This window comes from Mitsuokella jalaludinii, from assembly GCF_928722185.1.
GTDB lineage: Bacteria > Bacillota > Negativicutes > Selenomonadales > Selenomonadaceae > Mitsuokella > Mitsuokella jalaludinii.
On the sequence record NZ_CAKMXA010000001.1, the window covers coordinates 978018 to 999696 of the forward strand.

At 61.2% G+C, this 21679-nt stretch carries 16 protein-coding genes, 1 tRNA gene and 1 other annotated feature; of the genes, 3 read left to right on the top strand and 14 right to left on the bottom strand.

Annotated elements, in window-relative coordinates; genetic code table 11:
- Positions 1-7 precede the first annotated feature (7 nt).
- The 8 genes from leuS to QDI87_RS04675 all read right to left on the bottom strand — a co-directional run bounded on the left by leuS (position 8) and on the right by QDI87_RS04675 (position 9768).
- Entirely contained in the window at positions 8-2488 is a 2481-nt protein-coding gene (gene leuS, locus QDI87_RS04640; RefSeq protein WP_255240498.1) for a leucine--tRNA ligase, read from the bottom strand.
- Between the two features lie 46 nt (positions 2489-2534).
- Positions 2535-2739 (bottom strand) — a binding site (T-box leader).
- Between the two features lie 47 nt (positions 2740-2786).
- Positions 2787-3728: a YitT family protein gene (locus tag QDI87_RS04645; protein ID WP_036373548.1), complete on the bottom strand. Its 942-nt coding sequence runs from the start codon at positions 3726-3728 to the stop codon at positions 2787-2789.
- 43 nt (positions 3729-3771) lie between these two features.
- A complete protein-coding gene (locus QDI87_RS04650) occupies positions 3772-4578 on the bottom strand; it encodes a Nif3-like dinuclear metal center hexameric protein (protein WP_036373551.1) in 807 nt (268 codons plus the stop codon).
- On the bottom strand, positions 4572-5261 hold the full coding sequence (locus QDI87_RS04655; RefSeq protein WP_036373554.1) for a tRNA (adenine(22)-N(1))-methyltransferase: 690 nt from the start codon (positions 5259-5261) through the stop codon (positions 4572-4574). The genes QDI87_RS04650 and QDI87_RS04655 overlap by 7 nt, the downstream gene beginning before the upstream one ends.
- Before the next feature lie 106 nt (positions 5262-5367).
- Positions 5368-5443: transfer RNA gene (locus QDI87_RS04660), tRNA-Asn, on the bottom strand.
- 131 nt (positions 5444-5574) lie between these two features.
- Positions 5575-6696 carry an RNA polymerase sigma factor RpoD gene (gene rpoD / locus QDI87_RS04665; protein WP_036373556.1) on the bottom strand — a complete coding sequence of 374 codons (1122 nt, stop codon included), beginning with the start codon at positions 6694-6696 and terminating at the stop codon, positions 5575-5577.
- Between the two features lie 47 nt (positions 6697-6743).
- On the bottom strand, positions 6744-8525 hold the full coding sequence (gene dnaG / locus QDI87_RS04670; RefSeq protein WP_036373558.1) for a DNA primase: 1782 nt from the start codon (positions 8523-8525) through the stop codon (positions 6744-6746).
- 235 nt (positions 8526-8760) lie between these two features.
- Positions 8761-9768 (bottom strand): deoxyguanosinetriphosphate triphosphohydrolase, encoded by a 1008-nt coding sequence (locus QDI87_RS04675; RefSeq protein WP_036374411.1) that lies wholly within the window; start codon positions 9766-9768, stop codon positions 8761-8763.
- A 199-nt stretch (positions 9769-9967) separates the two neighbouring features.
- On the opposite strand from QDI87_RS04675, the gene QDI87_RS04680 reads away from it, so the two are divergent.
- Positions 9968-10534, top strand: a complete 567-nt coding sequence (locus QDI87_RS04680; protein WP_148485421.1) for an LptA/OstA family protein — start codon at positions 9968-9970, stop codon at positions 10532-10534.
- 107 nt (positions 10535-10641) lie between these two features.
- Here QDI87_RS04680 and glyS read toward each other — a convergent pair whose 3' ends face one another.
- From glyS to ppx, 3 genes are all read right to left on the bottom strand, one after another.
- Complete coding sequence (gene glyS, locus QDI87_RS04685) at positions 10642-12696, bottom strand: glycine--tRNA ligase subunit beta (protein WP_055160030.1); 2055 nt, start codon at positions 12694-12696, stop codon at positions 10642-10644.
- 2 nt (positions 12697-12698) lie between these two features.
- Positions 12699-13577 (bottom strand): glycine--tRNA ligase subunit alpha, encoded by an 879-nt coding sequence (gene glyQ / locus QDI87_RS04690; protein WP_005841847.1) that lies wholly within the window; start codon positions 13575-13577, stop codon positions 12699-12701.
- A 289-nt stretch (positions 13578-13866) separates the two neighbouring features.
- A complete protein-coding gene (ppx, locus tag QDI87_RS04695; RefSeq protein ID WP_036373572.1) occupies positions 13867-15414 on the bottom strand; it encodes an exopolyphosphatase in 1548 nt (515 codons plus the stop codon).
- Positions 15415-15660: 246 nt separating this feature from the next.
- Between ppx and QDI87_RS04700 the strand changes: the two genes are divergently transcribed.
- Complete coding sequence (locus tag QDI87_RS04700; RefSeq protein WP_036373574.1) at positions 15661-17205, top strand: phosphatase; 1545 nt, start codon at positions 15661-15663, stop codon at positions 17203-17205.
- Position 17206: 1 nt separating this feature from the next.
- Positions 17207-19264: a polyphosphate kinase 1 gene (gene ppk1 / locus QDI87_RS04705; RefSeq protein WP_036373577.1), complete on the top strand. Its 2058-nt coding sequence runs from the start codon at positions 17207-17209 to the stop codon at positions 19262-19264.
- A 63-nt stretch (positions 19265-19327) separates the two neighbouring features.
- On the opposite strand, the gene recO is transcribed toward ppk1, so the two are convergent.
- Genes recO through era form a run of 3 tightly spaced genes read right to left on the bottom strand, consistent with a single transcriptional unit; the run spans position 19328 to position 21637 of the window.
- A complete protein-coding gene (gene recO / locus QDI87_RS04710) occupies positions 19328-20065 on the bottom strand; it encodes a DNA repair protein RecO (protein WP_278742370.1) in 738 nt (245 codons plus the stop codon).
- A 1-nt stretch (position 20066) separates the two neighbouring features.
- Positions 20067-20732: a DUF502 domain-containing protein gene (locus QDI87_RS04715; RefSeq protein ID WP_036373582.1), complete on the bottom strand. Its 666-nt coding sequence runs from the start codon at positions 20730-20732 to the stop codon at positions 20067-20069.
- A complete protein-coding gene (gene era, locus QDI87_RS04720; RefSeq protein ID WP_036373586.1) occupies positions 20732-21637 on the bottom strand; it encodes a GTPase Era in 906 nt (301 codons plus the stop codon). The genes QDI87_RS04715 and era overlap by 1 nt, the downstream gene beginning before the upstream one ends.
- Positions 21638-21679 lie beyond the last annotated feature (42 nt).

Sequence of the window (21679 nt, forward strand, 5' to 3'; positions counted from 1 at the left end):
CTGAATGTCAGCCCTTGACGACGATGTTGACGAGTTTCTTCGGCACACAGATGACCTTGACGATCGTCTTGCCGTCCGTGAGTTCCTGCGTGCGCGGCAGTTCCATGGCGATCTTCTTCATGCCCTCGCGATCCGTATCGGCAGGGATCATGAGCTTGTCGCGTACCTTGCCATTGATCTGCAGGACGATCTCGACCTCCGCGAGCTTCGTGGCCTCTTCGTCAAATGCCGGCCACTTCTGCTGATGGACGCTGCCCTGGCCCTCAAACAGGCGGCTCCAGAGCTCTTCCGTGATGTGCGGGGCAAACGGTGCCAGGAGCTTGATGAGATTCTCGGCGACTTCGCGCGCGAGGCCGGCGTTCATCTCCTTGTCCTGGAAGGCGTAAAAGGCATTGACGAGCTCCATGATGGAAGAGACGGCCGTGTTGAACATGAAGCGGTCGCGCACATCTTCCGTGACCTTGCGGATCGTCACGTGCAGGATGCGGCGCAGTTCCTTCTCGTCCTTCGTGAGCTTCGTGACATCGTAGTCCGGCTTGCCCGCCTTGATGGCATCCTCGAAGTGGCCGAGGATGCGCCAGACGCGGTTGAGGAAGCGGTACGAGCCCTCGACGCCCTTGTCGCTCCACTCGAGGTCGCGGTCGACCGGTGCGGCGAACAGGATGAAGAGGCGGGCCGTGTCGGCGCCGTACTTCGCGATGATCTCCTCCGGCGAGACGACGTTGCCCTTCGACTTCGACATCTTCGAACCGTCCTTGAGGACCATGCCCTGCGTCAGGAGGTTCGTGAACGGCTCATCGAAGTCGACGAGGCCGACGTCGTGCAGGACCTTCGTGAAGAAGCGCGAGTACAGGAGGTGCAGGATGGCGTGCTCGATGCCGCCGATGTACTGGTCGACAGGCGCCCAATAATTGACCTTGTCCTTGGCGAACGGCTCCTTGTCGTTGTGCGGGTCCGTGTAGCGCAGGTAGTACCACGAAGAGCAGATGAAGGTGTCCATCGTGTCCGTCTCGCGCGTCGCATCGGCGCCGCACTTCGGGCACTTGCAGTGGACGAAGCTCTCGCTCGACGCCAGTGGCGACAGCGAGCCCTGGTCAAACGAGACATCCTCTGGCAGCATGACCGGCAGGTCTTTTTCCGGCACGAGGACTTCGCCGCAGTGCGGGCAGTTGATGACCGGGATCGGCGCACCCCAGTAGCGCTGGCGCGAGATGAGCCAGTCGCGCAGGCGGAAGTTGACGCGGCGCTTGCCGAAGCCTTCCTTCTCGGCCTTGTCCATGATGCCCTTCATGGCCTCTTTGATATCGAGGCCCGTGAATTCAGCCGAGTTGACGAGCACACCGTCCTTGTCCGTGTAGGCCTCTGTCATCTCCTCGAGCTTGAGCTCGTGGTCGCGCGGCTGCAGCGTGATGATCTTCGGGATGTCGTACTTCGTCGCGAACATCCAGTCACGCGAATCCTCCGACGGAACGCCGATGACGGCGCCCGTGCCGTAGTCAGCCAGGACGTAGTTCGTGACCCAGATCTGTACCTTGTTGCCGTTGAACGGGTTGATGCAGTAAGCGCCCGTGAAGATACCTTCCTTCTCGGACTCGCTCGACGTGCGCTCGATCTCGCTCTGGTTGCGCGTGCGCTTGACGAAGGCCTGGATCTCCTCGGCCTTCGGATTGTTCTCGCAGATCTTGTCGACGAGCGGATGCTCAGCTGCGAGCGCGAGGAAGGTGATGCCATAGACCGTGTCGGGGCGCGTCGTGTAGGCGGCGATCGACGTGCCGAGCTCCGGCGCCTCGAGATTGAACTCCAAGCCCTCGCTGCGGCCGATCCAGTTGTCCTGCATCGTCTTGACGCGCTCCGGCCAGCCCTTGAGCTTGTCGAGGTCCTTCAGCAGGACATCGGCGTAATCCGTGATCTTGAGGAACCACTGCGAGAGGTCCTTCTTGTGGACCTCGTGGTCGCAGCGCCAGCACTTGCCGTCGATGACCTGCTCGTTCGCGAGGACCGTGCCGCAGGTATCGCACCAGTTGACCGATGCCTTCTTCTTGTAGGCGAGACCGCGCTTGTAGAAGAGCTCGAAGAGCCACTGCGTCCACTTGTAGTACGAAGGATCGCACGTCTTGACCTCGCGGTCCCAGTCGTAGGAGAGGCCGAGCTTCTTCTGCTGCTTCTCCATGTTCTCGATATTGCTGTACGTCCAGTCGGCCGGCTTGACACCGTGCTTGATGGCCGCATTCTCGGCCGGCATGCCAAAGGAGTCGAAGCCCATCGGGTGCAGGACGTTGAAGCCTTCCATCGTCTTGTAGCGCGCCATGACGTCGCCGATGGCGTAGTTGCGCACGTGGCCCATGTGCAGGTTGCCCGACGGATACGGGAACATCTCGAGTGCGTAGTACTTCGGGCGACTAGCGTCGGCCTCCGTCTTGTAGACCTTGCCCTCTTCCCACTTCTTCTGCCATTTCGACTCGATGTCCTGCGGCGAATATCTTTCCATCTCAATTGCCTCCTAAAACTAAAAAATCCCTGACCGTCATGTGACGATCAGGGACGATGATTCGCGGTACCACCCTGCTTGATGCCAAAGCATCCTCTCGGTGCCGTAACGTGGCAGGCGTCGGCCGTTTCGCTCGAAGGCTCCCCGGCCGCTCCTCCGCAGTGAGTTCAGCGCTTCCCGTCACCGGCTCCCACCTGCCGCCGGCTCTCTTGAGACGTCCTGCACCTACTGCTCTGCATCCTCGGATTTACGTGTTTACATATGCTCCTATTATAGCGGGGATTGCGTGTATCGTCAACTACTTCTCGCGCCTGCCGTGCAGCTGCTCGAACTCGAGCTGCTTCTCGTGCGTCTGCTGCCACTTGCGCCGCGCGTCCTCGTAGCTCTCGCAGGCGAGCGTGAAGCCCTTGCCAGAGACCTCCGACGTATCGGAGACGATCATGAATGCCTGCGGGTCGTGATGGCTGACGATGGTCTTGACGCGGCTGACCTGCGTGAGGCTCACGACGACGAACAGGATGTTCTTCGGTTCCTCCGCAAGGCCGCCGCGGCCGTCGAGGAACGTCGCACCGCGGTGCACGTTCTCCATGATGTCGTTGCAGATGGCCTTGGCCTGCGGCGAGACGATGAGGATGGACTTCTCGCGGTTGAGGCCGGCGGCCACGCGGTTCGTCAGCTCCGCCGTCACGTAAATGGAGACGATACTGAACAGCGCGACCTCGACGCCGAAGAGCGCAACCGAACCCATGATGATCAGGAAGTTCAGCATAAAGACGACCGTGCCGACATCGAGGGAGTAGTACTTCTTGGCCACGGCCGCGATGACGTCGAGGCCGCCCGTGTTCGCGTTGGCGCGGAAGACCATGCCGAAGCCGACGCCAGCGAGCACGCCGCCGAAGATGGAGTTGAGCATCGGGTCGCTGCAGATGCTCCAGTCGACGAGGAAGTGCGTCGCATCGAGGAAGACCGACAGCGCCACCGTGCCGAAGATCGTGTCCGCGGCGTAGAGGCGGCCGAAGACACGGTAGGCGAGGTAGAGGATCGGCAGGTTGTAGACGAGGTTCTGCATGCCGACGGGCAAGCCAATCAGGTAGTAGATGATCAGGGCCACGCCGCTGATGCCGCCCGTCAAGAGATGTGCGGGGATCAGGAAGAGGTTGAAGCCCAGGCAGACGAGCAGGCAGCCGAGCGTGATCTGGAAGTAGCGCATGGCGTGCTTGCGCCAGAGATTCTGATTCATAGTGCAGCCTTTCGCGCAAAAGCGCAGATGTGAGAAACGTATATCAGGCCAGCGAGAAGAAGTCCTTCGACTCGCGGTCGGCGATGACTTCGACCTCGCCTTCGCCGCGCAGCTCTTCGCGCAACCGGCTCACGAGCGTGGCGACGACGGGGAACTCCGTGCCGAAGTGGCCAGCGTCGATGACGTGCATGCCGAGCTCGGCGGCGCGCTGCGCATCGTGGTAGCGCACATCGCCCGTGACGTAGGCATCCGCCCCCATCATCGCGGCCCTATCCACGAATTCCGCACCGGCACCGCTGCAGAGCGCGACCTTGCGCACCGGGCGGTCGCCGGCGTCGACGAAGCGCACATGCTCCGTCGGCAGGGCCTCGCGGACCTGCTTGGCGAAGTCGCGGATCGCCATCGGCTGCGGCAGCGAGCCGATGCGGCCAAGACTCTCGGTCTCTCCGCCCTCGCCCTGCTGCGTGATGACGAAGCTCGAGAGCTTCGAGAGGCCGATGGCCTCCGCGAGCACATCGTTGACGCCGCCGCGGGCGATGTCGAGATTCGTGTGCGCGGCGGCCACGGCGATGTCGTGCTGCAGGAGGACCTGCAGGCGGTGGCCGAGCGGCTCGTCCGTGCGGATCTTCTTGATTGGCTTGAAGAGCAGCGGATGGTGTGCGACGATCATCTCTGCCCCTTCGTGCACGGCCTGGCGCACGACAATGTCGCTGACGTCGAGCGCGACGAGGATGCGGCTGACCTGCCGCTCCGGGCTGCCGACAAGCAGGCCCGGGTTATCCCAATCCTCTGCGAGATGATGCGGCGCGATGCGCTCCAGCGCATCCATGACAACTTGACATTTTACCATGACAGATGCTCCCCCAGTTCCTTGATGTGACGGATGACGGCCTGATACTTCTTCGACTTCTTCGCGGCATCGCTCTTCTCCATGCCCGCTGCGACGCGGCGCTCCTGGAAGAGCAGGGCCTCGATGTGATGGCGCAAGAGAGGCGGCTTCTTCTGCCAGAGGACGGGACCGATCTCGAGCATCAGCTGCTCCGGCATCTTGCGGCGGCCGCGCTTGGCCATGATGATCTCGTAGATGCGCCCATCGTCGAGCGCGAGCGATTCATCCTCGATGTGCCAGTGCTTGCGGTAGATCCAGCGGCGCAACTCCGGCGCCGCGCTCTGCGGCTGCAGGATGAGTGTGTCAAGCGTCTCGACGACATCAGGCGAGCCTTCGAGGATCTCGACCATCAGCGCACCGCCCATGCCGGCGATGCAGACTGTGTCAACCTCGCCGGGCTTGAGTCTCTTGAGGCCGTCCCCGAGGCGCACCGAGATGACGTTGTCCGCCAGTCCATTCTCGCGGACGGTACGCACGGCAGCCTCGTAGGGACCTGTGTTCTTGTCGCTCGCCACGACGAACTTCGCCTTGCCCGACTTCACGAGCTCTACCGCAAGGTAGCCATGGTCCGTGCCGATGTCAGCCACGCGGCTGCCCTGCGGCACGAAGTCGGCCACGGCCTGCAAGCGATCTCCCAGATTCATGAAAATCCCTCCTCATAGACGTCTATACTTCCAGTTTTCCTCTATCTTAGCACAAGCTTAGCACAAGAAAAAGGGTGTAACAAGCGTTACACCCTGGATGTTCAATTGGCTCCTCGAGCAGGATTCGAACCTGCGACAGCCTGATTAACAGTCAGGTGCTCTACCGGCTGAGCTATCGAGGAATATCAACAACAGGTATTATTATAGAGGGTCCCGGCGCCTTTGTCAACACCTTTTTTCATTTTTCCCCTGCGAGCACAAATCTTTTTCCGCAAAAGAAAGACCAGAGCATCATCACTCTGGTCTTCAGCAATCAGTCTAAGAAATCCTTGAGCTTGCGGCTGCGGCTCGGGTGACGCAGCTTGCGCAGGGCCTTGGCTTCGATCTGGCGGATGCGCTCGCGCGTGACGCCGAAGTTCTGGCCGACTTCCTCGAGCGTGCGCGCACGGCCGTCATCGAGGCCAAAGCGCAGGCGCAGGACTTTCTCCTCACGCGGCGTCAATGTGTCGAGGACATCCTCGAGCTGTTCCTTGAGCAGCATGAACGAGGCAGCATCGGCAGGAGCGGGCGCATCCTGGTCCTCGATAAAGTCGCCGAGATGCGAGTCTTCCTCTTCGCCGATAGGCGTTTCGAGGGAGACTGGCTCCTGCGCGATCTTCATGATCTCGCGCACGCGGTCGACGCCGATCTCCATCTCCTTCGCGATCTCCTCCGGGGTCGGTTCGCGGCCGAGCTGCTGCAGCAGCTGGCGCGAGACGCGGATGAGCTTGTTGATCGTCTCTACCATGTGCACCGGGATGCGGATGGTGCGGGCCTGGTCAGCGATCGCGCGCGTGATGGCCTGGCGGATCCACCAGGTCGCGTACGTACTGAACTTGTACCCCTTGTTGTAGTCAAACTTCTCGACCGCCTTGATGAGGCCGAGATTGCCCTCCTGGATGAGGTCGAGGAAGAGCATGCCGCGGCCGACATAGCGCTTCGCGATGCTGACGACGAGGCGCAGGTTTGCCTCAGCCAGGCGCTTCTGTGCCTCTTCATCGCCGGCCTCCATGCGCTTGGCTAGCGCGACCTCTTCTTCTGCCGTCAGCAGGGGCACGCGGCCGATCTCCTTGAGGTACATGCGCACCGGATCATCGATGCTGACACCCTCTGGCACAGAGAGGTCGATCTCGACGTCCTCGTCGGACTTGTCGAGGTCCACATCATCGTCATTCGAATTGTCCTGCGAGTCATCGACGATCTCGATGCCACGCTTGCTGAAGGTATCATACATGGTGTCGATTTCATCGGGAGTGAGGTCCTGCTTCTGCAGCGCATCGATGAGCTCCCCGTATGTCAGAGTACCTCCGTTCTTCTTGCCCTTGGCCAGGAGATTCTCCACTATCTCAGAACTGCGGCTCTTGCCGGCAGCACTTGCTGTCTTTGATTCAGCCATTCGACTGCCTCCTTTCCACACGTTCCATCCATCTTTTACCAAGTGATTCACCATTCATCCATTTCATGTTTGATCTTATTAACCTCATTCAATTCCTGCAGGCAGGCCTCATGCTGGCCGTTCTGCGCATATTCATTCGCCTTGCGGCTGTGCTCCGTGTAGAGGGCATTGAGATATGCCTTGCGGAGCACCCGCAGAGAATCATCGTAAGCTCCTGTCTCATCGCGCCCGCCGAGGTCTTCGACGAGCGAGCGCGAGAGCTCAGCCGCCGCCTCGTCGCTCAGCGACGCGGCACTCATATCATCCACCGGACGTCCCTCCTCGGCAGACTCCTTGAGAAAGGTCAGGATCTCGCGCTGGACCGGGTCGCGTATGCCCGCAAGCGGCACGATCGTCTCGAGATGCGCGATGATGGCGGCATCCTGCCAGGCCATGCGGATGACGAGGCGCCCCGCTTTCCTGAGTGCCGTGTCGGGCTTCGCGATGGCCTGACGGATGGGCTGGCGCGCAGGCGCCTCCTCCGCCTCGGGGCGGTAGTGCCGGAGCTCCTCGCGCACGATGCCCTCATCGAGCATGAGCGCCTGCGCGAGCTTCCGCTCGTACTCGCTGCGCACGGCCGACTCGTGGATGCCCGCGAGCACGGGCATCATCTCATGGAGTGCCTTGACCTTGCCGTCGAGCGTGTCGTAGTTCGTGTGCGAGAGAACGTAGCGCAGCCGGTACTCCACAAGCGGCAGCGCCTGCCGCACGAGCTCCCGGAATGCATCGGCTCCGTGCTTGCGGATGAATTCATCCGGGTCCTTGCCGTCCGGCACGACGATGACGCGGACGCGGGCCCCTGTGTCGCGCACGATGGTGAGCGCGCGTATCGTTGCCTTTTGGCCCGCCTCGTCACTGTCGTAACAGAAGCAGATTTCCGGCGCATAGTGCAGGAGCTTCTTCGCGTGCTCCGGTGTGAACGATGTGCCGAGTGATGCGACGACATTGTGCACACCGGCATCGAACACGGATATCGCATCCATGTAGCCCTCAACGACGATGGCACGGCCCTCCTGCTGGATGGCGCGGTGCGAGCGGTCGAGGCCGAAGAGCAATTTCCTCTTGTTGAAGAGGACCGTCTCCGGCGTGTTGAGGTACTTCGGCGTCGAATCGTCGAGGACGCGGCCGCCGAAGCCGACGACACGGCCGCGCTCATCCGCTATGGGGATGATCACGCGCCCGCGGAAGCGGTCGTAGAGGCCGCTGCCCTGCTTGCGCTCGGCAGACAGGCCGCTTGCCAGCAAAAACTCCTGCTTGATTCCACGTTTGAGAAAAGCCGTGGACAACTTATCCCAGGCAGGCGGTGCATAGCCGAGCTGGAACTCTTCGATCGTCTCCTGACGGATGCCGCGCCCGGCGAAGTAGGCCTTGCCCCGCTCCCCCATGCGCGTCATCGTCAGGCAGTTGTGGAAGAAGTCGCGCGCGAGCTCATTGACCTTGCGCAAGTCCTGTATCTCGCGTTCTCGCGCGATCTCCTGCGGACTCCTCTTCCGCTCCGGCAAGGGGATGCCCAGCTTCTCTGCCTGCAGCTTGATCGCGTCAAAATACGAGATGTTTTCGATAAGCGAAATGAACTTGAACGCATTGCCGCCGGCATGGCAGCCGAAGCAGTAGAAGAAGCCCTTATCGGGTACGACAGAGAAGGATGCCGTCTTCTCGTGATGGAACGGGCAGCACCCCCAGTAGCGATTGCCCCGGCGCTTAAGCGGGACGTAGCTCTGCACGATGCGCACGATGTCTGTGTTCTCGCTCACGCGCTCGACGAAGGCGTCCATCGCCTCATTCCGCATTCGTTCCAATTGATTCCATCCTCCCGTCCTCCGCTGGAGCCTGACGGCACACACCGGAGTGACACTCTAGTATATTCGCTGTCATCTGGAAAAAACCTTCTTCGCGCGGATAAAAAACTCGTCCAGCCCCTTGACAAAGTGACGGGCATGCACTCCACGCAGGTTTTTCAGATATATATTCCGCAAAAACTCCCAATATCCTTTTTCATCCCGAAAATTTCCTGGCACACAGCTGTCATCGGCTGTAGCGGATGACGCGCCCGACGGGCGGGATGAAGATCTCCGAGAAGAGCTGCACGGCGTAGCTGTCCGTGAGCCCCGCGACGTAATCCGTCACGATCTGCTGGCGGCCCCAGCGCGCCTCGCGCTCGCAGAACTCCTGCGGGAGCTCCTCTGGATGCGCGAGGAAGTGCGCGTAGAGCTGGCGCAGCATGAAGCCCGCCTGGCGGCGCTCATGCGCGAGCGCGTCGGACAGATAGATGTGCTCGAACATGAAACTCCTGAAGAGGTCCATCGTCTCGCGCACCTCATCCGACTGGCGGATGTCCGTGAGGTCTGCCGAGCTCTCGATCATGTCTGAAACCATGCTCGTGATCATCGAAGAGGTGTCCCGGCCAAAGCGCTCGTAGACGGCTGCGGGCAGGTCTCCTTCCCTCAGCAGGCCCGCGCGCAGGCTGTCATCGTAGTCGTGCGTCAGGTAGGCGATGCGGTCGGCCGTGCGCACGATGCGCCCCTCCAAGGTCTTCGGCAGGTGAGGCCCCGTGTGATTGACGATGCCATCCTTGACCTCGTAGGTCAGGTTCAGCCCCTTGCCGCCCTTCTCGAGGAACTCGACGACGCGCAGGCTCTGCTCGTTGTGGGCGAAGTGGCCCGCGAGCTCCGCCATCACCGACTCGCCCGCATGTCCAAAAGGCGTGTGGCCGACATCGTGGCCGATGGCGATGGCCTCGACGAGGTCCTCGTTGAGGCGCAGTCCGCGCGCAATAGTCCGCGAGATCTGCGCGACTTCCAGGCTGTGCGTCATGCGCGTGCGGTAGTGGTCGCCCGCCACGATGTAGACCTGTGTCTTGTGCTTGAGCCGCCGGAAGGATTTGGAGTGCAGGATGCGGTCGCGGTCGCGCTGGAAGCTCGTGCGCAGCGCGCACTCCTCGCCTTTCTCCTTGCGCCTGGCAGCGCGGCTCTTGGCCGCCTGCGGCGCCAGGTACGCGTACTCAAGTTCTTCTGTCCGTTCCCGGATATTCAAGGCCATTCCCCTCTCCTTCCCCTTCCATGAAGAGAATCGATTGACAAGTGGTGACAAATCCACGCTTTTGTCATATAATTATACATTACGCGCACAGCGCGGAATTTCCTGCTTCCTGCCTCGCTTTTCTTGTGATTTTGCAAAATGTGAATGGCAGGAGTAGAATAGAATCATCGAAATCTTCTACGAGGTGATCCTCTTGCTCAAATCATGCGATATACTCGCCACAGCACTCGGCCTGCTCATCGGCCTGACCGCGCCCGCTGCCGCCGAGGGCACACAGCCTGTCACGAAAGATATGGAAGTTGCTGATGTCACAGAAGTCCATCCCGTCAGTTCCTTCATGCAGGGCGAGCAGCCCGCCATCTCCGCCCGCTCCGTGCAGTACGACGAGAAGACGGGCCGCTACATCTGCCACGGCAGTGTGCAGATCCATCTCGGCGACCGCCTGATCACAGCGGACGAGGCGCAGATCACCAGCGACCTCAGCGCCATCTGGACGCAGGGCACAGCGCGCCTCATCGACGGCGAGAACATCTTCTGCAGCGAGGCGATCTACGCGCGCCCCTTCGAGGGGCAGGCCTACTTCTTCGGCACGCGCTGCAAGCTCAAGCGCCCCGGTCTCGCCATCGACAGCGACTCAATCGAGTACCGCTGGCAGGACAAGATTGGCGTCTTCGACGGCCACGTGCTCTACATCGACAGCGACGGCGAGAAGGCCTTCGTCCACCTCGAGTACGACTTCAACAAGAACAAGATCGCCTGAGCACCGCAGAAAATGCTATCCAGAGAACAAAAAGAAGGGCCTGGCAGCCAGCACCGACTGGCTGTCAGGTCCTTCTTCATTTTTTTACCAGTGTCCCGTTCTGCTCGTTACGCGAGGACGATCTTCGTGAAATCGGCGACGCGGCCTACGATTGCATCGATGCTCTTGAGCAGGCCGAGGCGGTTGTTCTTGATGGCCTCGTCCTTGTCCATGACCATGACGTCTGCAAAGAACGCGTCGATCGGAGCGGCGAGTGCCGCGAGGGCACGGATAGCCTCCGCATATGCCTCAGAAGCGATATCTGCCTCGACAGCTGCAGCTGCCTTCTCGTAGGCGGCGAAGAGCGTGCGCTCTGCATCCGTCTGGAAGAGCTCTGCCGAGACTTCGGCGGACTCCGCCTTCTTGGCGAGGTTGGCCACGCGGACAAATGCCTGGATGCCTGCTGCAGCATCGGCAGATGCCACATAGTCTGCCACGGCCTTTGCGCGCAGCGAGACGGCGTAGATGTCGTCGACATCTGCGAGCACGGCGTCGACGACGTCGTAGCGGATGGACTCGAGGACATTCTTGAGGCGCAGGCGGATGAAGTCTGCCACATCCTGCTGCATCTTCGCGCGTGCCTTCTCATCCTCGATGGCGTAGAGGTCCATGGCCTTCGCGACGATGGATGCGAGGCTCAGGTGATACTTGGCCTCGATGATCATGTTGACGAGGCCGAGTGCCTGGCGGCGCAGTGCAAAAGGATCCTGCGAGCCCGTCGGGATCTTGCCGAGGCTGAACGTGCCGACGATCGTGTCGATCTTGTCGGCCAGGCTCACGATGCGGCCGGCCGTCGTCTGCGGCTGGCTGTCACCGGCAAAGCGCGGCTTGTAGTGCTCGTCGATGGCAATGGCGACCTTCTCGCACTCGCCGTCGAGCTTCGCGTACTCGCGGCCCATGATCCCCTGCAGTTCCGTGAACTCCGTGACCATGCCCGTGACGAGGTCGGCCTTCGAGAGGATGGCGGCGCGCTTGGCGTGCTTGTGGTCCTTCTCGTCGGCGCCGATGGCATCAGCGATGAAAGAAGCGAGCTTCTCGAGGCGCTCCGTCTTCTCGTACATCGTGCCGAGGCCCTGCTGGAAGACGACCGTCTTGAGCTTCTCGCGATGCTCTTCAAGGCTCTTCTTGCGGTCTTCGTCGAAGAAGAACTGCGCATCGGCGAGGCGGGCGCGCAGGACGCGCTCATTGCCGTGCTGGACCGTCTCGAGGTATTCCTTGCCACCGTTGCGGACCGTGATGAAGAGCGGCAGCAGCTTGCCGTCAGCCGTCTTTACCGGGAAGTAGCGCTGATGGTCGCGCATCGGCGTGATGACGGCCTCCGGCGGCAGCTGCAGGTACTTCTCCTCGAAGTTGCCGCAAAGCGCCGTCGGATACTCGACGAGGTAGAGGACCTCTTCTAAGAGGTCTTCCGTGATCTCGGCCTGGCCGCCATTCGCCTTGGCGACGGCCTCGATCTGCTCGCGGATCATCTGCTTGCGCTTGTCCTGGTCGACGATGATGAAGTTCTCCTCGCAGGCCTTCTCGTAGCTCTTCGCATCGGCAATCTCGAAGTCGCCCTGCGAGAGGAAACGGTGGCCGCGCGACGTGCGGCCCGACTTGACGTTTGCGAGCTCGAACGGGATGACATCGGAGCCGTAGAGCGCGACGAACCAGCGGATCGGGCGGATGAACTTGAAGTCGAGGTCGCCCCAGCGCATGTTGTTGGGGAACGAGAGGCCGCAGACGAGCTCTGGCAGCAGCGTTTCGAGGATCTTTGCCGTCGGCTGGCCCTCCTCGTGGACTTCCGCGTAGACATAGCCGTCCTTGACGACGAGGTCTTTCGGGTCAACGTGCTGGCCACGCGCAAAGCCCTGCGCAGCCTTCGTCGGATTGCCGTCCGCATCGAAGGCGATCTTGACGGACGGGCCGCGATTCTCGCTCGCGACATCTTCCTGCTTCTCCGCGACTCCCTCGACAATGAGTGCCGTGCGGCGCGGCGTGCCGAGCGTGCGGATGGCCGTGAAGGCGATGCGGTTCTCGTTCAGTGCCTTCTCGGCGTTCTCCTTGAGCTGGGCGAGTGTGCCCGGCATTACGTGGGCCGGAACTTCTTCCGTGCCGATTTCAAATAACAGATCTTTAGCCATGCTCACTTCTCCCCTCTGTGGAGCATCGGATAGCCGAGCTCCTCACGCTGTTTCAGATAGCACTCTGCGCAGAGACGCGCGAGCTTTCTCACGCGGCCGATGAAAGCGGCACGCTGCGAGACGGAGATGGCACCGCGCGCATCGAGCAGGTTGAACGTATGCGAGCACTTGAGCACGTAGTCGTAGGCCGGATGGACATAGCCCTTGTCGATGACGCGCACAGCCTCTTTCTCGTACTTGTCGAACAGGTCGAAGAGCAGCGCCTCATCCGAGAGGTCGAAGGCGTAGACCGACTGCTCGTACTCGTTCTGGTGGAAGACATCGCCGTACGTGTAGTCATCCGTCCACTGGATGTCGTAGACGTTCTCGACACCCTGGATGTACATCGCGAGGCGCTCGAGGCCGTACGTGATCTCCGAGGCGACCGGCTTGATGTCCTGACTGCCGACCTGCTGGAAGTACGTGAACTGCGTGATCTCCATGCCGTCGAGCCAGACTTCCCAGCCGAGGCCCCAGGCGCCGAGCGTCGGCGACTCCCAGTTGTCCTCGACGAAGCGGATGTCGTGCTGCTTCGGGTCGATGCCGAGGCGCTCGAGGCTCTCGAGGTAGAGCTCCTGGATGTTGTCCGGCGACGGCTTCATGATGACCTGGAACTGGTGGTGCTGATAGAGGCGGTTCGGGTTATCGCCGTAGCGGCCATCGGCCGGGCGGCGCGACGGCTCGACGTAGGCGACGTGCCACGGCTCGGGGCCGAGCACGCGCAGGAACGTCGACGGGTTCATCGTGCCGGCGCCCTTCTCGACATCATACGGTTCTGCCAGGATGCAGCCCTGCTCCGACCAGAATTTCTGCAGGGCCAGGATGATTTCCTGAAATTTCATGGGAACAACTCCTTTTCACCATTTCGAATGTCACAGAAACAAATAAAAATCTCGTTCCTGCAACGTAACGTTACAGGGACGAGACTTGTCTTTCAAGTACCGCGGTTCCACCCTGATTGGCTTCCAGAAGGAAAGCCCGCTCAAATTATGGGATTGCGCTCCGAAGTGCCGTTCATCTCATTGACTGCCTCACACCATCGCCGTCTCGCTGACTGCTGAGATTACTCTTCTTCCTCATTGCTATCTACGAGTCTAGCAAAAGTCACGTGACTTGTCAACTGGTCACTGATCAGCCCTTCTGCCACATGATGATCAGCGGCTTGCCGTACTCCTTCTTGAACTGCTTGCAGTACGACTTCATCTCGAACTCTGCCGCGCTGTGATCTTCGCCCTTCTTGCCGCGCAGCGAGAGCACGACGGCCTCTTCGTCGTCGGCGACGTCGATCCTGCGCACGACGCCCTCGTACGTCACATCGGACGCTTCGGCGAGTGCCAGGAGAAGCGAGAGCCGGCGCACCTTCTTCCAATCCTCCGGCGTCAGCATCATGCCGTATCGGTAAGCCCGCATGATCTTGTTGCTGATGCCGTGGTGGAAGCCCGCGATGAATGCAGCCCGGAGCTGCTCGAGCTGGCGCATGCCGTAGAGTGGCGCATGTGCGATGATGAAGGCCGAGTGGCGCGCGTGGTCGTAGTAGTTGACGACCTTGCCCGAGTCATGCAGCCAGGCTGCGACCTCCAGCAGGCTGCGGTCGCGCCGCGTCCCGCCGTGCGAGCGCTTGAGCTGGTCAAAGAGGCTCAGCGCAAGCGTGCGCACGCGCTCGAGGTGCTCCATGCGGCGGTCGGCGCTCAAGAGGTAATTGTGCACACTCTCCTGCAGCACATCCGGGATGATCGGGCCCTTATAGCCATCGCCGTAGCCATACGTCTCGCCGTAGTACTCGAAAAAGACGCCGTCGCGCAGGCCGCAGCCCGAGACGATGATGTTCTGACCGCCCGTGAACTCCATGAGCGTGTTGATGATGATGGCACCGGCGACAATGAGGTCGGCACGCTCTGACGAGAGTCCCTTCATGCGCTTGCGGCTCGAGAGGTTCGACTTGATGATACTCGTGTACGTCTCCTCGAAGCGGCGGCGCGGGATGATGTAGTTGTGGATGCGCGAGAGCTGGTAGTTCGTCTGCGCCTGGTCCATCTTCGCGAGGTTTCGGACGGTGCCGCCGACGCCGATGACGGGCAGGTTGAGTCCCTCGGCCCACGGGATCATCTCCTCGTATTTTCTCCGCACGAATGCGCAGCAGCGCTCGATGGCCGCAGGCGTCACCTTGTCACCGAGGTTGAAGGCATCCGTGACCGTCACGGCGCCGATTGGCACGGAGACGGACTCGACGATCTTGCGGTCGCGCACGAGCGAGACTTCGATGGAAGCGCCGCCGAGGTCGAACTGCACGTAGTTGCGCTCGTCGATTGTGTTGACGACGCCGAGGTAGCCGAGGTACGCCTCGCGCTCACCCGAGATGACCTCGATCTCGATGCCCGTTTCCTGCTTGATGCGCTCGATGAACGCCTCGCCATCTGAGGCATTGCGCGCGGCCGCCGTCGCGACGGCGATGCACTTCGTGACCTGCATGACTTCCATCATGTGCTTGTAGACGTGCAGGCATGCAAGGGCGCGCTCCACGCCCTCCGGATTGAGCTTGCCCGTCTCCGACATGCCGCGGCCGAGACGGATAGCCTCTTTCTGCTGATATTCGAGGTGATACGACTTGTTGTCCGCCACCTGCATGACGATGAAGCGGATCGAATTCGAGCCCATATCGATGATTGCCACTCTCTCCATAGAAGAACTCCCCTTTTTGATTGCCGTCCGCATTTGCGCGCAATTCCACAGATTCTTACAGTTTCTTCCAGTATAGCAATTCGCGCGCGATGCTTCAAGACGATTCGAAATTTCCCTTCGCATTGCGCCACATAAAAAAAGGAATTAACAAGAATTTCACGAAAAAGTAACGCAGAGCCCTCTCCTGTTTCCTATAATGAATCCAGGCCCCTCTCCAGAGCCGCCCTTCCAGAAAGGATGTTATCTATGAAGAAAACAGCCACATTCGGCATCATTCACATCGGCTCCATCCACACGAGTATGGCCATCGTGAATTATCACTCTCCGACCAACATCGAGATCATCGAATCGGCAAACAAAGAGATCCCTCTCGGTGAGGAAGTCTTCCGCACGCACCACCTCTCCTTTGCCTCCATCCATGAACTCTGCCACATCCTGCAGGGATTCCGTCAACTCCTGCTCGACTACCGCGTCGATGAGGTCTACCCGATCGCCACGACAGTCATCCGCGAGGCCGAGAACCGCCTGGGCATCCTCGACCTCTTATACATGCGCACGGGCTTCCGCTTCCACGTCGCCGACATGACGGAGGAAGTCTACTACAAGTTCTTCGCGCTGCACCACTTCCTGAAAGAGGACGAGCATGTCGGCACGAAGCCGACGCTGCTGCTCGACGTCACCTCGGGCGGCCTCGGCTTCACGGGCTGGCAGGACAGCACGCTGCTCTTCCAGACAAATGTCACGGGCGGGCGCCTCAGCGTCCTCGAGCACTTTACCGAGGAAGAGCGCGTCAGCGTCATGTTCCCCGCGGCCGTGCGCGACTATCTGCACGCCTCGCTGTCCTCGCTCTGGCCCCGCATCGAGCACGCGGACATCCACACACTCGTGCTCACGGGCTTCGAGGCGCGCATCCTCGTCTCGCAGCTCTCCGGAGGTGCACCGGGCACGACGCAGTATCCCGCCGTCATCGATCCCGAGAAATTCCTGGAGATCACGGAGTCGCTGATGCCGCTGACGACCCACAAGCTCATGCAGGCCTTCGAGATCAGCGAGCGGCGCGCCCAGCTGTTGCTGCCTACGCTGCTGCTCTACGAGGAAGTCGTGCGCACGCTCCACATCGACACGATCCTCGTCATGAACACGACCTTCCTCTACGGCTATGCAGCCTGGTGCGGCGCGCAACGCATCAGCCCGAAGGCGATCTCAGAGCAGGCCGACCTGCTCCTGGACCTCGCGCGCAGCACGGCCATGCGCTACAACTGCAACCTGCCGCACATCAGCCGCATCGACGAGTACGCGACGAAGCTCTTCGACGGCCTGCGCCGCGTGCACGGACTCTCGACGCGCCATCGCCTGCTGCTGCGCATGAGCGCGCTCCTGCACGAGACGGGCAAGTTCGTCAACCTGCGCAATTATCCACTGCACTCGTGGCAGATCATCATGGGCACCGACATCTTCGGCATCACCGATGCCGAGAAGGAAGTCATCGCCTGCATCAGCTATTACTACCACCGCGACAATCCCGGCAAGAAGGACATGCACTATCAGCGCCTGACGCAGGAGCAGAAGATTGTCGCCGACAAGTGCTGCGCGATCCTGCGCCTCGCCGATGCCCTCGACCAGGGCCATAGTGGGCGCATCCAGAGCCTCGCCGTGCGCCTCGTCAAGGAAAAATTATACGTCAATTACACCTCAGAGTACGACATCTCTCTGATTCGCTGGAGCTTCGCACAGGCCTCGACGCTCTTCCGCGAAATCTTCGGCATCGAGCCTGTCTTAAGGAGGAAATGATATGGACTTCAATGACCGTCAATACTACCTGAACCGCGAGTGCACCTGGCTGAGCTTCAACCAGCGCGTGCTGCGCGAATCGACGAGCAAGGACAACCCCCTGCTCGAGCGCCTACGCTTCATCGCCATCAGCTGCTCCAACCTCGATGAGTTCTTCATGATCCGCGTCGCCGGACTCAAGCACCTCATCGAGAGCGGCGTCAAGCACCACGACATCAGCGGCCTGACGCCGCAGGGCCAGATGGACGCCGTCAGCCGCATCGCCCACGAGCAGATGCACGACATCGACCGCTGCCTCAAGGCGACGCTCGCCGAGCTCAAAGAGCACGGCATCCGCTTCGTCCGCCCGGAAGATCTCGATGCACAGCAGGACCGCTGGCTGACGGAATTCTTTGAGCGCGAGATCTTCCCGGTCGTCACGCCGATGGGCATCGACCCGTCGCACCCCTTCCCCTTCCTGACGAGCAAGAGCCTCAACCTCGCCGTCCACCTCAAGCGCCCCGAGGACAAGGAAATCCGCCTCGCCATCCTGCCCGTGCCGGTATCCGTCCTCGGCCGCCTCATCAAGGTACCGGAGCTCCAGCACTACCTCTACCTTGAGGACATCCTGAGCTACTTCGCCGAGCGCTTCTTCACCGGCTACGAGATCCTCGAGACGACGCCGTTCCGCATCACGCGCGACGCCGACCTCGACATCCGCGAGGACGTCGACGACCTGCTGCTCGAAGTCGAGAAATCCCTCGAGAAGCGGCGCAAGGGCGCGGCCGTGCGCCTCGAGATCGCCAAATCGTGCTCGAAGGAGACGCGCAAGACGCTCCAGAAGGAGCTCGAGCTCGACGAGCTCGACATCTACACGATTGACGGGCCGCTCGGCGGCGCCTTCTTCTCGTCGTTCGCCAACCTCAGCGGCTACGATGCGCTGCGCTACGAGCCCTTCGTGCCGCAGCCGTCGGTCGAGCTTGCCGCGCGCAAGACGAAGGACATCTGGAAGGCCATCCGCGAGAAGGACGTGCTCGTCCACCATCCGTACGAGACGTTCGCGACGGTCGAGAACTTCATCCGCACGGCCGCCGATGACGATGCCGTACTCGCCATCAAGCAGACGCTCTACCGCGTCTCGAGCAAGTCGCCAATCATCTCGGCGCTCGCCGACGCTGCCCGCAACGGCAAGCAGGTCACGGTGCTCATGGAGGTCAAGGCGCGCTTCGACGAGGAGAACAACATCATCATGGCGCGCCGCCTCGAGGAAGCCGGCTGCCACGTCATCTACGGCATCCTCGGCCTCAAGACGCACTCCAAGATCACGATGGTCGTGCGCCGCGAGGAAGACGGCATCCGCCGCTACTGCCATCTCGCGACGGGCAACTACAACGGTTCGACAGCCAAGATCTACACGGATATCGGCCTGATGACGGCCGACAACGAGATCGGTGCCGACGGTTCCCGCTTCTTCAACTTCCTCTCCGGCTTCTCTGACCCGCCGGCCTGGAACAAGCTCATCGTCGCACCGCTCAACCTGCGCGAGACGATCATGGCAGAGATCGACCAGGAGATCGAGCACGCCAAGCGCGGCGAGCGCGCCTACATCGCCGCCAAGATGAACTCTCTCCTAGACCGCCTGATCATCGCCAAGCTCTACGAGGCATCGGCCGCCGGCGTCAAGATCGACCTCATCGTCCGCGGCATCTGTGTCCTGCGCCCGGGCCTGCCGGAGGTCAGCGAGAACATCCACGTGCGCAGCATCGTCGGCCGCTTCCTCGAGCACAGCCGCATCCTCTACTGCTACAACGGCGGACGCGAAGATGTCTTCATCTCGTCAGCCGACTGGATGCCGCGCAACCTCAACAACCGCGTCGAGCTCATGATCCCGATCCGCGAGCAGGACCACAAGAACCGCCTGCACGCCATCCTGCAGACATACCTTAAGGACAACACGAAGGCTTACCTCATGCGCTCCGACGGCTCGTACGTCCGCGCCTCGTGCCGCCAGGGCATGACGCCGATCGGCGCCCAGCAGACCTTCATGGAGACAGCGCTTTCCGGCAAGACGCTCGGCTGAGCGGCCATCATACGGCATAAAAAAACGCTCACATCCAAGAGATGTGAGCGTTTTTTTGTTGTCTCATCCTGTCATGCTGAGCTGCTGGATGAAGGCCAGCGACTTCAGTGGCCGGCCTAAGAGGTCCTGCAGGTAAGTGAGCAGGACCTCTTCCGCTGCAACGAGCAGGGACGATGAGAGGCGCAACTCCCCGCCCTGCCAGTCGAAGTCGCGCAGTCCGATGATGAAGCGGCGCAGTTCATCGGGAAAGGGCTTCGCGTCAGGCGTCGCACAGTCCTGGCAGAGCACGCCGCCCTCGCGCATGGAGAAGGCAGCATCTCCCTCGATCTTCCTGCCGCAGTGGACGCAGTTCCCATAGCGCAGCTGGAGGCCCGTGAACTCCATGAGCTGGTAGACAGCCGCTACGGCCGTTATGCGCGGGTTGCGCTGCTCAAAGGCCGCGAGGATGTCGAGCAGTGCCGAGAACATCTGCGGCTCCGGCTGACCCTCCGGCAGGAACTCGCGCAGGAACTCCGCGACGAAGCTGCCGTAGGCCATCACCATGAGGTCTTCGCTGAGCTTCCTGTAATGGCGGCGCAGCAGGCACTGGCGCACCGTGTCGACGCGCCTGCCCTCCGAGAGCTGCAAATCGAGGTGCGAGAACATCTGCATGCCGCCCGCCAAGGGGCTCCTCGGCCTGCGGCAGCCAAAGGCAGCCGCGCGCACGAGGCCGCGCTCCTTCGTGAAGAAGGTCATCATCTTGTCGGCATCGCCCCAGTTCTTCGAGCCGAGCACGACGGCTTCTGTCTGATAGATTGCCATGTCAGCCCTTCTTCTTTTTGGCGAGCTCGGCTGCCGCCTCTGCCGACACATCCGGCTGCATCTCTGCGTCGCTTTCCAAGCGCCGCGGCATGACAGCGCCGGCTGTCAGCATGTACTGCAGGGCCGACTCGCTGCTGATGTCGAGGTAGATGACATCTTGCTTGCGCACGAAGAGGTTTGTACCCGACGTCATGTTGAGGCTCCAGGGCACGAAGACGCAGACGTAATCATCGCCGAGCTTCTCCTTGAGCATCTGCGGCACATCGGCCATGATGAAGCCGAGCGCCTTCGACTGGTGGAACGGCACGAGCACGACGTGGTCGAACATGTTGTTCGACTCAAAGACGGCCGTCGAGAGGTGCTTGACACTGTTGTAGATGAACTTGACGACAGGGATCTTGCCGAGCAGCGCTTCGCCGTAGTGGATCAGGCGGCGCATGATCCAGTACGACGAGATCCAGCCGACGAAGTAGATGACGAGCACCACTGTGATGATGCCGAGCCCCGGGAAGTAGAACGGCAGGTGCTTGCCGAGCACGCCCTCCGTGAAGTGCAGGACCTCGCTGACGACGAGCAGCGTGATGACGACCGGCACGAGCAGTATAAGGCCGTTGACGAAGCGGCGCGAGACGCGCTTCGACAGACAGCTCTTGCGCTCTTTTGCCATTACGATTCCACCCCGAAGCCGAAGTTGTGGAGCACGCCTTCGCGGTTGCGCCAGTCCTTCTTGACCTTGACCCAGAGGTCGAGGAAGACGCGCGAGCCGAGCAGCGCCTCGATGTCCTTGCGCGCCAGAGCGCCGATCTCCTTGAGCATTGCGCCCTTGGCACCGATGATGATGCCCTTCTGCGAATCGCGCTCGACGTAGATCGTCGCGCGGATGTAGACATCGCCATTCGGCCGCGTCGTCATCTCATCCGTCTCGACGGCCACCGCATGCGGCACCTCGTCACGCGTGAGCTGCAGGACCTTCTCGCGGATGAGCTCGGCGACGATGAGGCGCTCCGGCTGGTCCGTGACCATGTCCTCCGGATAGTACTGCGGGCCCTCCGGCAGGTACTTCTTGACCTCCGTCAGCAGGGAGTCGAGATTCGTCTCCGCCTTGGCCGAGATCGGCACGACACCGACGAACGGGTACTTGTCGGCATAGCGCGAGATGATCGGCAGGACCTGCTCCTTCTCGATGAGGTCGAGCTTGTTGACGACGAGGATGACGGGCTTGCGCGTCGCCTGCAGGCGCTCGAGGATGTAGTACTCGCCCGGGCCCATCTTCTCCGTCGCATCGACGACGAAGAGAATGGCGTCGACTTCCTTGAGTGTGCCCTCGGCTGCCTTGACCATGTACTCGCCGAGCTTGTGCTTCGGCTTGTGGATGCCCGGCGTGTCGAGGAAGACAATCTGGGCATCGGGTTCCGTCAGAATGCAGAGGATGCGGTTCTGCGTCGTCTGCGGCTTGTCGCTCATGATGGCGATCTTCTGGCCGATCAGCGTGTTGATGAGCGTCGACTTGCCGACGTTCGGGCGGCCGATGACGGCGATGAAGCCCGATCTATGTTTTGCGTTCTGTTCCATACCTTCACTTCTTTCTATTCGATTGGTCTTTATGCAATGCTT